A 14,609-nucleotide genomic window follows, 5' to 3' on the forward strand; every position below is an offset into this window, starting at 1 on the left:
CATGAAGAAAAAGGATGTGCGAAGCATGAAACTGACGATGCAGCTTAAAAGCCGCAGCTACGATATTATTTTGAAGGCCGGCTGCCTTGCCAACCTCCACCAGTTTACCAACGTGCAGGGCCGCAAGGTCTTTGTGCTGACGGATTCCGGCGTGCCTGCCGACTACGCCAAGATCGTGGCCGGCCAGTGCCAGGAAGCCACCGTCTACACCATCCCCCAGGGCGAGGGCAGCAAATGCCTGAAAGTCTACGGCCAGGTCTTGCAGGCCATGCTGGAATTTGGCATGGATCGAAAGGATTTGCTGGTCGCCGTGGGCGGCGGCGTTGTGGGTGATCTGGGCGGCTTCTGTGCTGCCAGCTATATGCGCGGCATCGATTTCGTCAACTGCCCCACGACGGTTCTGTCCCAGGTGGACTCCTCCATCGGCGGCAAAACGGCCATCGACCTGGGCGAAACGAAAAACATCGTCGGCGCGTTCTGGCAGCCGAAGGTCGTGCTCGTCGATTTTGACACACTGAAGACCCTGCCCCGCCGCCAGATCGTCAACGGCCTGGCCGAGGCGCTGAAAACCGGCATCATCGGCGACCCGCAGCTGTTCGCCCTGTTTGAGTGCGAGCACCCCGAGGAAAATATTGAACAGATTGTCTACCGCAGTCTGAAGTTCAAAAAGAAGATCGTCGAACAGGACGAGCGCGAGGGCAGCGTCCGCGCCTGCCTGAACTTTGGCCATACCATCGGCCACGGCATCGAGGCCGTGCGCGGTGTGCGCGGCCGCCGCACGACCGGGCTGTACCACGGCGAGTGCGTCGCGCTGGGCATGCTGCCGATGATTGAGGACAATGCTCTGCTCAAGCGTACCCGGGCGATCTACCGCACGCTGGGCCTGCCCACCCGCACCGGGGCCAACAAGGAAAAAGTCCTGGCCTACATGCAGCACGACAAAAAGGCCCGGGGGGATTCCATCACCATCATCAAGTGCCCCGGCCTTGGCTGCTGGCGCGCCGATAAGCTGCCGATGACCGAGCTGCCGACTTTCTTGGGCATAGATTGAGTGTGCAGGGGCGGATGCTTGCATCGACCCCTGCGGAGATATACAAGAGATAAACTTATGAAAAACACCTTTGGAAATACCGTCAGTATGACGATTTTTGGTGAGAGCCATGGGCCTGCGGTGGGGGCGGTGCTGGATGGCTTGGCTGCGGGGCTGCCTGTGGATGAGGCCGCCATCGCTGCAGCCATGGATCGCCGCCGCGCCCGGGGGGATGGGCTTTCCACCGCCCGCACCGAGGCCGACGCCGTGGAATTTCTCTCCGGCGTTTACAACGGCCACACGACCGGCACAGCCATCACCTTGATGGTCCGCAACCTGAACACCCGCAGCAGTGATTACGCCAAGACTGCTGACCTGCTGCGCCCCGGCCACGCCGACTACACGGCCTACGCTAAGTATGAAGGCTTTCAGGACGCACGGGGCGGCGGGCATTTCTCCGGCCGCATCACGGCGGCCAGCGTCGCGGCGGGCACGATCTGCGAGACCGTGCTGAACAGCTTGGGCGTAAAAGTCTACACCCACATTGCCGAGTGCGCAGGCGTGCAGGACGCGCCCCTTTCCAGCGCTGCGGGACTGGTGATGTCCGACCCGCAGCCCGGGCATTTTGCCCTGCTGGATGCCTCAAAAGAGGAGGACATGCAGACGGCCATCCGCGCTGCGGGCAGCGAGGGTGACAGTGTCGGCGGCATTCTGGAGACCATCGTCACCGGGCTGCCCGCCGGTATCGGCGAACCATGGTTTGACAGCGTCGAAAGCGAGCTGGCCCATCTGATGTTCGCCATTCCCGCCTGCAAAGGCATCGAGTTTGGCGCGGGCTTCGGCTTTGCCGCCCTGCGCGGCAGCCAGGCCAACGACCCCTTCACGATGCGCGGTGATACGGTTGCCACTGCCACCAACAAGAACGGCGGCATCAACGGCGGCATCACGAACGGTATGCCCATCGTGTTCCGCACGGTGCTCAAACCCACGCCCAGCATCTATAAACAACAGCATACCGTGGATTATATCGGCAAGACCGACGGGGAATTGCAGATCAAGGGCCGCCATGACCCCTGCATTGTGCCCCGTGCCGCCGTGGTGCAGAACACCCTGACGGCCTTCGGGCTGCTGGACCTTTTGACCGTGCGGTACGGCACCCTGGCCCAAAAGCACGGCCTGCCCCAAGAGTAAAAGGAAGTGAACACTATGCAGCAACCGCTGTACGGATTGATCGGCGGCAAGCTGGGCCACAGCTACTCCAAGATCATCCATGAGCAGATCGCGGATTACACCTACGACCTGCTCCCCCTGCCCACCGAGGCAGAAGCCCGCGCGTTTATGGAAAAACGCGCGTTTGCGGCCATCAATGTGACGATACCGTATAAGCAGCTCGTCATTCCCTACTGTGACGAGGTTGACCCTAAGGCAAAGGCCATCGGTGCGGTGAACACCATTGTGAACCGGGACGGCAAGCTGTACGGTTACAACACCGACTACGCGGGCTTTGCTTACCTGGCCAAGGCCCACGGCGTGGATTTTGCCGATAAAACCGTGCTGATTCTGGGTGCAGGCGGTACGCATTCGACGGTCGCAGCGGTCTGCCGCGACGGCGGCGCAAAAGAAATTTTGACCGCCAGCCGCACCGGTAAGGACGGTGCGCTGCTGTACAGTGAGGCCATGCACCGCCGCGATGTGCAAATCATCGTCAACACGACACCCTGCGGGATGTTCCCGAATGTCGGGCAATGCCTGATCGACCCGAAAGCCTTCCCTGCACTGGAAGCCGTGTTGGATGTAGTGTACAATCCCTTCCGCACCGAGCTGCTGCTGCGGGCCGAGGACTGCGGTGTGACTGCGGCTGGCGGCTTTGAGATGCTGGTAGCCCAGGCCGTGTTTGCGGCTGAGCATTTCACCGGCAGGCAGCTGGATACGGCGGCCCTCATCCCCGCTGTCAGCCGCCGTCTGCGGCACGAGCTGGCGAATGTCTCCATCATCGGGATGCCGGGCTGCGGCAAATCCACGGTGGGCGCGGCGCTGGCCAAGCGGCTGGGCAAGCGATTTGTGGATCTGGACGCGGAAATTGAACGCCGCACCGGGCATAATATTCCCGACATCTTTGCCCAGGAGGGCGAGGCTGCTTTCCGCCGCTATGAGGCGGAAGTGCTGGCCGAGGTTGCCAAGGACAACAGCCAGGTCATCGCCTGCGGCGGCGGGGTCATCAAAAATCCGGCCAACACCCGCGCCCTGCGCCAGAACGGCCCGGTGCTGTGGGTGCGCCGCCCGCTGGAACGCCTGGCTACGGGCGGGCGTCCCCTTTCGAAGGGCGGGGCTGCCTTAAAGCAGCTGGAAGCCGAGCGCACACCGCTGTACGAGGCCGCCGCCACCGCCGTTTTGGAGAATAACGGCACCTTGACCGAAGCCGTGAATAAAGCAGTAGAACTGTTTGAAGCGGATGAGACGCTGTAAAAGCCTTCCCCCGAGGGGGAAGGTGGCGCGAAGCGCCGGATGAGGGCAAAGTTTATGCGGCCTGCCGTGAAAAAGCAGTATTTGTAAGGCTTGCCCTCATCAGTCCGCTGCGGCGGACAGCTTCCCCCGAGGGGGAAGCCAAAGGTTTGTTTTATAGAGTAAAAAGTATATAAAAAAGAGGTTCCTCCATGATTATTTCCACCAAAAAAGGCACGCCCCAGGTTGAACTGGATCGCATCGTTGACAATTTCGAGAAGCAGGGCCTTTCCGTCACCTTGATCCGTGGCACGGATTACAACGTCTTTGGCCTTGTCGGTGATACGACGAAAATTGCTGAAAAAGACGTGCTGGCCAACCCCTGGGTCGAGAACGTGACCCGTGTGTCTGCCCCCTACAAGCGCGCCAACCGCCTGTTCCATCCCGAGGACACCGTCGTGGACGTCAACGGCGTCAAAATCGGTGGTAAGTCCCCCATCGCCGTGATGGCCGGCCCCTGCAGCGTCGAGGGTGAGGCCCACACCATCAAGATGGCAAAGGCTGTCAAGGCGGGCGGCGCAAACTTCCTGCGCGGCGGCGCATACAAGCCCCGCACCAGTCCCTACTCCTTCCAGGGTCTGGGCACCGAGGGCATCCTCGACCTGGTCAAGGCCCGCGAGGAGACCGGTCTGCCCATCGTCAGTGAGCTGATGGACGAGATCCATATCCCCGAGTTCGAGGAGTATGTCGACGTCGTGCAGATCGGCGCGCGCAATATGCAGAACTTCCAGCTGCTCAAGGCCGTCGGCAAGATGCACAAGCCCATTCTGCTCAAGCGCGGCCTGGCAAACACGATCGAGGAGTGGATCATGTCTGCCGAGTACATCATGGCGGGCGGCAACGAGAACGTCATCCTCTGCGAGCGCGGCATCCGCACCTTTGAGCGCGCGACCCGCAACACGCTGGACCTGTCCGCTGTGCCGGTCATCAAGGAAAAGACCCACCTGCCCATCATCGTCGACCCCAGCCACGCTACCGGTGACTACAAGTACATCGAGAGCATGGCCCTGGCTGCAGTGGCCGCCGGTGCGGACGGCCTGGAAATTGAGGTCCATGACGACCCGCCCCACGCCTGGAGCGACGGCGCGCAGTGCCTGAAACCCGATAAGTTTGCCGATGTGATCGCCAAGTGCCGCAAGGTCGCCGCCGCCATCGGCCGGGAGATGTAAATTGGACGCGAAGATTCATGTCAGCCGCCTGAGCGGCACAGCCACAGTGCCGCCCAGCAAAAGTGCGGCCCACCGTGCAGTTTTGTGCGCCGCTTTGGCGGACGGCACAAGCCATATCACGAATATCGAGTACAGCAAGGACATCCGCGCCACATTGGGCGCAGCGGCCCAGCTGGGTGCCAAAATCACCGAGGAGCCCCACTCCCTGACCATCAAAGGCCACGGCACAGCAGGAGGCTTTGTGACGGTGACGCGCCCGGTGTTCTGCAACGAAAGCGGGTCGACGCTGCGGTTTATGATACCGCTGTTCAGCCTGACGGCCCAGAAAGTGCGCTTTACCGGTGCAGGGCGGCTGTTTGACCGCCCCCAGGCAGTGTATCAAATGCTGTTTGACCGCCAAGGCCTGCATTTTGAGCAGACGCCCGAGGGCATCACGATTTTTGGCCGCCTGCGCCCCGGCGGGTTCACCCTGCCCGGCGATGTGTCCAGCCAGTTCATCAGCGGCCTGCTGTTTGCCGCGCCGCTGATGGACTCTGAGAGCAGCATCGAGGTCCTGCCCCCCTACGAGAGCCATTCCTATGTGGATCTGACCATCGACGCGATGCAGCAGTTCGGCGTCAAGGTGTCGGCCCGCGCCCGTAAAAATGGCAGCATGATGTACCGCGTGGCCGCGCCGCAGCGGTACACGGCCAGCGATTTTGCAGTCGAGGGCGATTACAGCCAGGCAGCATTCCTGGCTGTGCTGGGCTGCGTCATCGGCGGCATCACCATCACCGGCTTAAACCCCGACAGCCAGCAGGGCGATAAGGTCATTTTGGACATTTTAAAGCGCTGCGGCGGCAAATTTAAGGAAGTCGAGGGCGGCTACCACTTTGACCGCAGCCTGCTCAAAGCCACCGAGATCGACCTGGCCGACTGCCCGGACCTGGGGCCGATCCTGTTCACGCTGGGCTGCTTTTGCAGTGGCGAAACAGTCATCACCAACGCGGGCCGTCTGCGCCTGAAAGAGTCCGACCGAATCGAAGCTATGCGGGATGAGCTGCAAAAGATGGGCGCACGCATTGAGGTGGACGGCGACACCGTGCATATTCAGGGCGTGGCGCTCCACGCGCCGAACGCGCCGCTGTCTGGCCACAACGACCACCGCATTGTCATGGCACTGGCCGTGGCAGCCATTGCCAGCGGCCTGCCTGCCCTGCTCTGCGGGGCCGAGGCTGTGGACAAGAGCTGGCCCGCGTTCTGGAACGTGCTGCGCGGCTTGGGTGCCAAGGTGGAGCTTTCCACGGACAAAACGAATGAATTTGACATAAAGGCGTGATTTTGTATGCTGGACAAAAGCAAGAACTATCTGATTGTCGGCCTGGGACTGCTGGGCGGCAAATACGCCCAGGTGTTGAGCCAGAAGGGTTACAGCGTGACCGGCATTACCCACAGCCAGGCGACGCTGGACTATGCCTTGCAGCATGACTATATCCGCGCAGGCAAAAACGCGGATTTTGAGGATTTGATCCGGGCGGCCGACTGCATCGTGTTCGGCCTCTATCCCACCGTTTTGCTGGAATGGGTCGCGCAGTACGGCCAATATATCCGCCCCGGCACAATGGTGACGGATGTCTCCGGCGTCAAGCGCGGCGTGGTTGAGCCTGTGCAGGCTGCTTTGCCTGATGGAGTGGAGTTCATCGCCAGCCACCCGATGGCAGGCCGCGAGACGAGCGGCATTGCCCACAGCGCCGAGGTCAACTTTGCCCCGGCCAACTTCATCATCACGCCGACGGAGAAAAACACCCAGGCGGGCATCGACTGGTGCCGCGATCTGGCTGAGGCGCTGGGCTTCAAGCGAATCAGCGTACTGACCCCTGCCGAGCACGACCACATGATCGGCTATGTCAGCCAGCTGTGCCACGCAATCGCCGTCAGCCTGATGTGTGCGGCGGATAACTCCGAACTTGCGAATTACACCGGCGATTCCTTCCGGGATTTGACAAGAATTGCGCGTATCAACGACAAAATGTGGGCGGAGCTGTTTTTGTGGAACAAGGACAACCTGATTTCGGAGATCGATATGTTTGACAGCGCCTTGCAGGATATGAAGGAAAAGCTCGTCAACGACGACCGGGAAGGCCTGGAAGAGATGTTCCGCCTGTCCACCAAGCGCCGCGAAGCGTTTGATAAGAAATAAGCGTTGACGAAACGAAAGATTTGTGGGATAACATAAGGCAATACCGCACAATTCCCGCCTGACGGCTTAAGCACCGCTCCGGCGGCTGCGGCACGGCATCTGCGTTGCCAAAATGCTCGATAAGACATCCAGTATTATCTGCGCTTTTGGCTTAGCAGCTGCCGCACCTCACTCGCCGTATCGGCACTTAGAATTATGCGGTATTGCCATAAATAGAAAAGGCACTGCGACAAGCGGTTGGCTTTTAGTAACAGGAACCAGATAACTCTAAGAACCGTCACTTGGCCGAGTGGCGGTTCTTGTTTTTTACAACAGAAAACGACAAAAAGCAAGTACATCGGACAAAATCCGGCGTACTTGCTTTTCTTTTTGCATGTTTATACGTTGATTTTTCTGCCCACGCGCAGTACCAGCACCCCAATCACTACCCTCCCCTACAACTGGGGATAAAATCACATATGCAGTCTCTTGACCAGTTCGTTTTTCAAGTCGCGGCCGCGGAAGATGACCAGCCCCAAAAATGTGATGATGCTCAAAATCAGGCAGATGACCCAGGGGATGCTGTGGGCGTCCAGCTTACCGTCGTAATCAATGCGGAAGAACAGTAAAATATACGGCAGAACGCCGATACCAATGTTCATGAGCAGGTACACCAGTGCGTTGGCGGTGAAATTGCTGCGCAAGAACGCAAAAATAAAGTTGCAGGCCAGCGCCACACAGCACAAAATCGGCACGACTAGATCAAGGCTGTACCCGGTGTAGCCGTTGAACCAGTCGGTAAAGACCAACAGCGCCGAGACGAGCAGCAGCAGGTTGAAAATCTGGCGCGGGCCGTTGAATCGGCGGCGCAGCACGGCGCGAAGTACCCGCAGGAGGGCGACGGCCCAGACGGCCATCAGCACACTGAAATGGCGGTGGGGTGTTTCTTCCAGCAGCAGAAAGTCGAATGCGCCGCCCACGACGACAAGCGCCGACAGCACGAACGCCACGATTTTGTACAGCAGCGACGCGCGGTGGATGCGCGGCGCGGTGGCCGGGAAGTATGGCTCCCCCGCCGAGCCGGGCAGGCGGTTCTGGCACAGCGGGCAGTATCGGGCATCCCCACCGACCTGGATATGACAGTGCGGACAGGTATTCATTTCTCCACCTCCGTGGCATAGAGCGTGACATCCAGCCCGGCCTTGGTCAGCTCGCGGTAGAACCGCTGCAAAATGGCCGTGCTGCGCAGCGCCGATGCCGTACCCAGCACAAGGTCGTCGCCGTAGGAGCAGACGACCGTGAACAGCGTTTTGCAGCTGGAAAACGCTGCAAAGCTGTGGATGTAGGGTTTCAGTTCCTCGGGCATCGTCACCCGGCCCATGTTGGAGACGACCGCCGTGACATAGCGGTCCTCCAAGCGGGTGAACAACTTGACTGTGGCGTTTTTCACGACCAGCGGCACCGGGCGGATGCCGGGCATATGTTCGAGCTTTTCGAACTCGTCCATCTGGGCGCGAATGTTCTCGGGTTTTAAGACCTCTTTCAGCTTGGCATCAAACACCGGGGCGACGGTTTCCAGCGTGTCAGCATCGGTCAGCGTGTGGGTGACATAGACCGAGTTGAAGAAGTTGCGGGCCGTCTCGCTGGGGTAGTAGTTGCGCAGGTTGACCGGCAGACTGATACAGATAGGCTTTTTACGTTCCAGCGCGGGCATATCGTGATAGATCGCCAGCATGAATGACGCGCCGAGGTAGCTTGTCATCGAGACGCCTAGCGCGTGGCAGCGTTCCAGCACCTGTTTGGCGCTCAGATGCCCTTCAAAAAATTGCAGCTGGTCGTAGGGCAGGCGCAGTCCGCGCGGGCGGTAGGCCTTGACTTTTTTGGCCGCATTATCGCGCTTTGTGCCGCCGTAAAAGTTGCGGAAGCTGTCCTGCACCAAGTCGGCCGCCGAAGCGCTGTTGGGCGAAGGTACGTCGTCCAGCTGGCCGGGGTGGCGCAGGGCCAGATAGTTGCGCACGATGGATTTTAAGTAGAGCAGCCCGCCGTTGCCGTCGGTAATGGCGTGGAACATTTCCAGGTTGATGCGTGCGCCGAAATAGGTCACGCGGTAGATGAGTTTATTGCGGCGCTCCGGCGTGTACAGCGGCGCACAGGGGGCCTTATTCTCCGGCTGGGCCGTGGGGACAAGGTCGGTGGACTCAAAATAATGCCAGAACAAACCGCGGTGCAGTGTCACCTGGAACTGCGGCCATTCCTGCGCGGTGGCGCGCAGGGCGGTGTTCAGCGTGTCGGGATCGATGTCCTCCTGCAGTGTGCAGGAGACGCGGAACACCCGCGGGTCGCGCTGGGACGCCGTAGCCAGGAACACCTTGGCGACGTTATCAACTTTGTACCATGAATCGGACATGTTTTTCCTTTCTCTGCTAAAGGATTAAGGGGAGGCTCCCGGGAGGTGTTGTATTATGTTTCCTCAAATAATCTTCTGCACAAATCGCCCCGCGCTCTCCATCGCGACGGCGGCGCGGCGGATGGGCATTTGCTGGAAAACGTGCCAGCACTCGGGGTAAACTTCCAGCTGGGCGTAGACCCCGGCTTTCTGTAAATTTTCGACCAACTGTTCACTGTCGGACTTCAAAATTTCGTTTGTGCCCACCTGCACAAGCACGGGCGGCAGGCCGCGCAGGTCGGCAAACAGCGGGCTGTAACACGGGCGGGACCAATCGGCATCAGGGCCGGTGTAGGCTTCGCGCACGGCGGCGATGTACTCCATCGTCAGCATCGGGTCCAGCGTTTTGCAGGTGCGGTAGCTCTTGCCGCTGGCCGTCATGTCGGTCCAGGGGCTGAACAGCAAAAGCCCCCGCGGCTGGGCGCGGCCCTGCTCTTTCAGCTTTAACGCCAGCTCCAAAGCCAGGTTGCCCCCGGCGGAATCGCCCGCAATAATCACGTCCCGCGCACCGTAGCCCATGTACATCAGGTAATCCCACATGGTAACGGCGTCCTCAATAGCGGCGGGGAACGGATGCTCGGGCGCAAGGCGATACTCAAACGAGAGCACGTCAAACCCGGTGGCAAGTGCCAACTTGCTGGCCAGAATGCGGGCATAGCCCAGCTGGCCGCAGGTGTAGCCGCCGCCGTGGCAGTACAAAACCGCGTGGTGGCGGTCGTGGCCGTGCTCCAGGCTGACCCACTCGGCGGGGATACTGCCCACCGTCAGGCTGTCATTGCGGATGCCGATGCTTGGCGTGACCAGCCGCCCAAACAACTCCTGCGCGGCGCGCTGGTGCTCCAGATCCTCCGGCGTGGTCGAGGTATGGTCGCTGATGCTGTGTACGGCCTTGATGGCCCGCATCATAGGGCCGAGGTCGTCGGGGTTCTGCTCCTGCTGGGGCACCAGCGTCTTGATGACAGCCTCCAAACGCTGGCTGAGGTCGGTCTTTTTTCTGGGCATAGCGGCTCCTTACAGCTTGGCCAGCAGCCGCGTCCAAAGGGTGCGCAGCAGCGGCGGATGGGCGGCGGGCAGGCCGCACAGGCGGTGGATCGCGTCCGGCGGCGGGAACGCCCCGCGCTTCGTGTACTTTTTATAAATCAGTTTCAGCTGGCGGTCCTTGGCTGCCCCGGGCAGATGCAGGATGCATACCGGGTCAAGCTGATAATTCGTCGATACATAGTAAAAACGACCGCCCAGCCAGTAGCGGAAAATATAGGCGTTGGCGGCACGCACCGGCTGCCCTGCCCGCAGACTGCGGTAGGCCGCGCCGCACCAGACGGCCTCGTCACCCTCCTTGGGGGTGATGCCCCGGGCCTGCAATTCGTCAAAATATTGCTGGCATAGCGCCATAAAATCAGCCAACCGGACCTTGCTGCCCGCCACCAGCTCGCCGCCGAAATGCGTTAAGCTGTGGGGCGCACCGTCCGATTCTACCGTGTCATAGCAGCGGCTGATGGCAGCGGTCATCGTCTGGCTGGCGGCGTGGGGCACCTGATACAGCAGTACGGCCTCGTCACATTCCCGCCACAGGTCGTCCAGCGGGTGCTGGGTGAAGGTGTCCAGATCGACCATGCAGGCGCGGGCAAAATCCTTGTGGGCCAGCACCCACGCCATGGCGCAGAGCTTGTAGTAGGCCAGTGCCCAGTTTGTCTCAGCGGGGACGCGGTAGGCGGTAAAGGGGCAGTCCCAAATCTCCACACCGCCGTTTTTCAGCTGTGCGGCGAACGGTTCCGGCACCGGGGCGTTCGTCAGCAGGGCTACCGTGCAGGCAGGGTTCTGCGCCTTGGCACTGCACAGCGCTACCACGGTGCAGCGGTCATAGACCGTGCGGCCCAGGTTGGCGGCGTCCCCCTCCCGGTAGCCATCCAGCGTGGCAAACGCACCGAAGATCAGATTTTCCATGGGCGGCCCCTCCGTTACACAAAAATACATCTTTATTATAGTCATTCCCGCCCTGATTGTCTATGGATATCCCCTGCAAAATGCGCGGGAATGTGCAGGAAATAACTTTTTTGCGCGCAAACCTTGCCGAATTTTGTTATACCCTATATAATAGTTACAAATGTAAATTTTTTTTGAAGCAGGGTTATCTATGGCGTTTTCATCCGTACAATTTTTGTTTGTGTTCCTGCCGCTGGCGCTGGCGGTCTACTGGCTTTGCCCCAAACGGCTGCGCAATATCGTGTTGGGCGCGTTCAGTCTGCTCTTTTTTGCCTGGGCGGGGCTGAAAGGTGCGGCCGTTTTGGTATTGCTGGCCTGTATCAACTGGCTGGGCGGGCTGTGGCTGGGGTGGCTGGCCCACAAAAAACCACTGCTGGCGGTGCTGGTGCTGCTGGACCTGGCCGTGCTGGGCGGCTTTAAGTATGCAGGCTTTGCGGCCGAAAGCATCAATGCTGTTGTGCCTGGGCTGCTGCCGGTGCTCTCCCCTGCGCTGCCGCTGGGCATCAGCTTTTACGTGTTTACGGCCATCGGCTACTGCGTTGATGTTGCCGTGGGCCGCGCCGAGCCGGAAAAAAGCCCCTTTAAGTTCGCGGTGTTCCTGGCTTTCTTCGGCCATGGGCCGTCGGGGCCTATCGTGCGGTATAACCAGCAGGCCCCGCAGCTGGACCCCCGCAGCAAGGCCCGCAAAGTTGACCTTGACCGCTTCAGCTACGGCATCAAGCGGCTGATTCTGGGCCTTGCCAAGAAAGCCATCATCGCGGACCAGTTGGCACTCATCTACGCCAAGGTAGCGTCGGTCCCGGCGGCCACACTGCCCGCGCCGATTCTGATTTTGGGCTACACGGCCTACATGATGCAGCTCTATTTCGATTTTTCCGGGTACAGCGATATGGCCATCGGTATCGGTGAATTTTTCGGTATCACCCTGCCGGAAAACTTCGACTACCCCTATCTCGCCTGCTCCATCGGCGAATACTGGCGGCGGTGGCATATGTCGCTGTCCGGCTGGTTCCGCGACTATGTGTACATCCCGCTGGGCGGCAGCCGTTGCCGTCTGCGCCGCACCTGCCTGAACCTGCTCATTGTGTTTACCCTCACCGGCCTGTGGCACGGCGCGGCGTGGCAGTATGTGGTGTTCGGCCTGCTGCACGGCCTGATTTTATGTGCCGAGCGCCTTGGCCTGCGCCGGGCGCTGGAACGGCTGCCCCGGTTCTTCGGCCACCTGTACACCGTCATGGTGCTGTGGCTGACGCTGGTCATCTTCGGTGCGCCGGGCCTGAAAGAAGGCCTGGCTGCGCTGTGGGGCATCTTTACCTGGCAGAGCGGGGCCAAGGGCTACACGCTGGCCGCCTTTGCGGATGCCAAGCTGCTGCTGATTCTGGCGGTGTCCTTCCTGCTGTGCGGGCCGCTGCAGGCGCTGCGCCCCAAGCTGAAAGAAGCCCTTTACGCCCGCAAAGCGCCGTCCCTGGCCGGGGCGGCGGGGCTGTTGGTGCTGCTGTTCTTTGGCCTGATGCGGGTCACGGCGGGCACGTACAGCGCGTTCATCTATTTCCAATTTTAAAGGAGGATGCAGACCATGCGTAAAGCGGGCAAAATTGCCTTTGTGGGCGCGTTCTGCGCCGTCATCGGGCTGGCGTTCCCGGTGTTCAATGTGTTCTCCAAACAGCTGTCGATGGACAGCCACGAAAACCGCCTGATGACCGGCCTGCCCCAGGTGCTGAACAGCCCGCTGCGGGAGCTGCCGCGGAATCTCGATAACTTTCTGGTGGACAATTCTCCCTTCCGCTACCAGTTTGTGCTGGTCAACGCCGGGCTGGACTATGCGCTGTTCGGCACGAGCCAGAGCGACCAGGTGCTGCCCGGCAAGCAGGGCTGGCTGTTTTATAAGGACGGCCCCAACGCGGCCCAGCCGATGGCAAATTATCAGGGCCTGACTGAGCTGAATGACAGTGCCGAGGTGCTGGCCGAGGCCAGCGCGGGGCTGCAGATCTTAAATGACCGGCTGGCGGCCAACGGCTGTACGCTGGTGTTGGACCTGACGCCTAGCAAGGACCGCATCTATCGCGAGTATATGCCCGACGGCTACCCCATCGTGAACGAGCAGAACCGTACCGACCTGATGGCGGCTTACCTGCAAAGCCACACGACGGTGCCGGTGGTGTGGCGGTACGATGTGCTGCGCAGCCAGGCACGGCAGAACCCCGAACGGCTGCTCTACTACAAGACCGACACGCACTGGAACTCCATCGGTGCGCTGATTGGGCTGGACGGTATTTTTGAGGCGCTGGACATGCAGACTCTCTCCCCTGACGCCTACCCGGTGGAGGCCGACGGCACGACGACCGGCGACATGGCGAATGTGGCGGCGCTGTATGCCAGTCTGCCCGCCGAGGAGACTTACACCGTACCCGGCTACGCCCAGCTGTTTGAAAAAGACGGCCGCGCGGTGCGGGTCATCGGGGATTCCTTCAGTGAGTATTATATGCCCTATTTGCAGGCGCGGTTCACCAACAGCTGGCGCGAGCACATCGACACGTTTACGATGGATATGGTCGACCACCCGGGGTGCGATATCCTGATTTTGGAATTTAACGAGCGCAGCCTGGATAAGCTGCTGGCAATTCTGGAAGCATTTTAAATAGGAACGGCCTGCCTGCGGAAACTACGCAGACAGGCCGTTTTTTGCAATGTAATCAAAAATATACGCGATAGTTGATGGTGTAATGCGGCATAGGCTGGTATACTGGGGGCAGAAAAATCCACGAAGGAGGAAATAGAGATGGCATTTGCAGCATGGTGGGGGATTTTGAATCTTGTGCTGACGGTAGCGCTGCTGGCGGCGGTCGTGTACCTGTTTGTGCTGATCGTGCGGGCGCTGAAAAAGTACATCGGCAGTAAAGAAGTCCGGGCGGAAAAGCGGGCCGCCAAACGCACCCTGGGTGAGACGCTGAAAGCCCATCGAATCCAATGCCACATGACGCAGGAGTTTGTGGCCGAGAGTTTAGGCGTCAGCCGCCAGACGGTCTCCAAGTGGGAGAACGGAGTTTCCCATAGTTAAAGATACCACACCAAATATGATGAACCCACGCTTATACACTACCAGCTATAATAAACCGCAAGGACAGCAATTTGATGATACTGCTGTCCTTTCTTTTATAAAATTGCAGTACACATAAAAAAGCTGTAAAATGATAAATATATTTGTCCTTGTAACAATTCTCGGACATTTGCCTGTTATACTATCTGCAAAAAGCAAAGGAAGTGAGGATATGAAGCAGATTTTAATTGTCGAGGACGACAGTTTTTTGAATAAGATGTTAG

At 59.7% G+C, this 14,609-nt stretch carries 13 protein-coding genes; 9 read left to right on the forward strand and 4 right to left on the reverse strand.

Annotated elements, in window-relative coordinates; genetic code table 11:
• Nucleotide 1 precedes the first annotated feature (1 nt).
• From aroB to ACZO0A_RS07450, 6 genes are all read left to right on the forward strand, one after another.
• On the forward strand, nt 2–1,051 hold the full coding sequence (gene aroB, locus ACZO0A_RS07425) for a 3-dehydroquinate synthase (protein WP_417346112.1): 1,050 nt from the start codon (nt 2–4) through the stop codon (nt 1,049–1,051).
• Between the two features lie 57 nt (nt 1,052–1,108).
• Nucleotides 1,109–2,221 carry a chorismate synthase gene (gene aroC / locus ACZO0A_RS07430; RefSeq protein WP_417346110.1) on the forward strand — a complete coding sequence of 371 codons (1,113 nt, stop codon included), beginning with the start codon at nt 1,109–1,111 and terminating at the stop codon, nt 2,219–2,221.
• A gap of 15 nt (nt 2,222–2,236) precedes the next feature.
• Nucleotides 2,237–3,496, forward strand: a complete 1,260-nt coding sequence (locus ACZO0A_RS07435; RefSeq protein ID WP_417346108.1) for a shikimate kinase — start codon at nt 2,237–2,239, stop codon at nt 3,494–3,496.
• Nucleotides 3,497–3,684: 188 nt separating this feature from the next.
• Nucleotides 3,685–4,701, forward strand: a complete 1,017-nt coding sequence (aroF, locus tag ACZO0A_RS07440; protein ID WP_215692420.1) for a 3-deoxy-7-phosphoheptulonate synthase — start codon at nt 3,685–3,687, stop codon at nt 4,699–4,701.
• Nucleotide 4,702: 1 nt separating this feature from the next.
• Complete coding sequence (gene aroA, locus ACZO0A_RS07445) at nt 4,703–6,019, forward strand: 3-phosphoshikimate 1-carboxyvinyltransferase (protein WP_294780909.1); 1,317 nt, start codon at nt 4,703–4,705, stop codon at nt 6,017–6,019.
• 6 nt (nt 6,020–6,025) lie between these two features.
• Nucleotides 6,026–6,880: a prephenate dehydrogenase gene (locus ACZO0A_RS07450; RefSeq protein ID WP_417346106.1), complete on the forward strand. Its 855-nt coding sequence runs from the start codon at nt 6,026–6,028 to the stop codon at nt 6,878–6,880.
• A gap of 452 nt (nt 6,881–7,332) precedes the next feature.
• Here the strand turns inward: ACZO0A_RS07450 and ACZO0A_RS07455 are convergent, their stop codons facing one another.
• From ACZO0A_RS07455 to ACZO0A_RS07470, 4 genes are all read right to left on the reverse strand, one after another.
• Nucleotides 7,333–8,019, reverse strand: a complete 687-nt coding sequence (locus ACZO0A_RS07455) for a DUF6320 domain-containing protein (protein ID WP_215692417.1) — start codon at nt 8,017–8,019, stop codon at nt 7,333–7,335.
• Nucleotides 8,016–9,266: a hypothetical protein gene (locus ACZO0A_RS07460; protein ID WP_294718184.1), complete on the reverse strand. Its 1,251-nt coding sequence runs from the start codon at nt 9,264–9,266 to the stop codon at nt 8,016–8,018. The genes ACZO0A_RS07455 and ACZO0A_RS07460 overlap by 4 nt, the downstream gene beginning before the upstream one ends.
• A 63-nt stretch (nt 9,267–9,329) precedes the next feature.
• The gene (locus ACZO0A_RS07465) at nt 9,330–10,307 is read right to left on the reverse strand and encodes an alpha/beta hydrolase (protein ID WP_302375019.1); all 978 of its coding nucleotides are present in this window, start codon (nt 10,305–10,307) and stop codon (nt 9,330–9,332) included.
• Between the two features lie 9 nt (nt 10,308–10,316).
• Nucleotides 10,317–11,249, reverse strand: a complete 933-nt coding sequence (locus ACZO0A_RS07470) for a hypothetical protein (protein WP_302375022.1) — start codon at nt 11,247–11,249, stop codon at nt 10,317–10,319.
• Nucleotides 11,250–11,439: 190 nt separating this feature from the next.
• On the opposite strand from ACZO0A_RS07470, the gene ACZO0A_RS07475 reads away from it, so the two are divergent.
• The 3 genes from ACZO0A_RS07475 to ACZO0A_RS07485 all read left to right on the forward strand — a co-directional run bounded on the left by ACZO0A_RS07475 (nt 11,440) and on the right by ACZO0A_RS07485 (nt 14,346).
• Nucleotides 11,440–12,849, forward strand: a complete 1,410-nt coding sequence (locus ACZO0A_RS07475) for an MBOAT family O-acyltransferase (protein ID WP_294780916.1) — start codon at nt 11,440–11,442, stop codon at nt 12,847–12,849.
• Nucleotides 12,850–12,864: 15 nt separating this feature from the next.
• Nucleotides 12,865–13,926: an alginate O-acetyltransferase AlgX-related protein gene (locus tag ACZO0A_RS07480; protein WP_302375023.1), complete on the forward strand. Its 1,062-nt coding sequence runs from the start codon at nt 12,865–12,867 to the stop codon at nt 13,924–13,926.
• A 141-nt stretch (nt 13,927–14,067) separates the two neighbouring features.
• The gene (locus ACZO0A_RS07485) at nt 14,068–14,346 is read left to right on the forward strand and encodes a helix-turn-helix transcriptional regulator (RefSeq protein ID WP_337557255.1); all 279 of its coding nucleotides are present in this window, start codon (nt 14,068–14,070) and stop codon (nt 14,344–14,346) included.
• The last annotated feature ends 263 nt before the right edge of the window (nt 14,347–14,609 follow it).

The organism is Gemmiger sp. (genome assembly GCF_057431175.1).

Excerpts from the sequence above, each read along its gene's own strand:
- aroB (WP_417346112.1), top strand. The coding sequence starts at position 2 with ATGAAGAAAAAGGATGTGCGAAGCATGAAACTGACGATGCAGCTTAAA.
- aroC (WP_417346110.1), top strand. The coding sequence starts at position 1,109 with ATGAAAAACACCTTTGGAAATACCGTCAGTATGACGATTTTTGGTGAG.
- ACZO0A_RS07435 (WP_417346108.1), top strand. The coding sequence starts at position 2,237 with ATGCAGCAACCGCTGTACGGATTGATCGGCGGCAAGCTGGGCCACAGC.
- aroF (WP_215692420.1), top strand. The coding sequence starts at position 3,685 with ATGATTATTTCCACCAAAAAAGGCACGCCCCAGGTTGAACTGGATCGC.
- ACZO0A_RS07450 (WP_417346106.1), top strand. The coding sequence starts at position 6,026 with ATGCTGGACAAAAGCAAGAACTATCTGATTGTCGGCCTGGGACTGCTG.
- ACZO0A_RS07455 (WP_215692417.1), bottom strand. The coding sequence starts at position 8,019 with ATGAATACCTGTCCGCACTGTCATATCCAGGTCGGTGGGGATGCCCGA.
- ACZO0A_RS07460 (WP_294718184.1), bottom strand. The coding sequence starts at position 9,266 with ATGTCCGATTCATGGTACAAAGTTGATAACGTCGCCAAGGTGTTCCTG.
- ACZO0A_RS07465 (WP_302375019.1), bottom strand. The coding sequence starts at position 10,307 with ATGCCCAGAAAAAAGACCGACCTCAGCCAGCGTTTGGAGGCTGTCATC.
- ACZO0A_RS07470 (WP_302375022.1), bottom strand. The coding sequence starts at position 11,249 with ATGGAAAATCTGATCTTCGGTGCGTTTGCCACGCTGGATGGCTACCGG.
- ACZO0A_RS07475 (WP_294780916.1), top strand. The coding sequence starts at position 11,440 with ATGGCGTTTTCATCCGTACAATTTTTGTTTGTGTTCCTGCCGCTGGCG.
- ACZO0A_RS07480 (WP_302375023.1), top strand. The coding sequence starts at position 12,865 with ATGCGTAAAGCGGGCAAAATTGCCTTTGTGGGCGCGTTCTGCGCCGTC.
- ACZO0A_RS07485 (WP_337557255.1), top strand. The coding sequence starts at position 14,068 with ATGGCATTTGCAGCATGGTGGGGGATTTTGAATCTTGTGCTGACGGTA.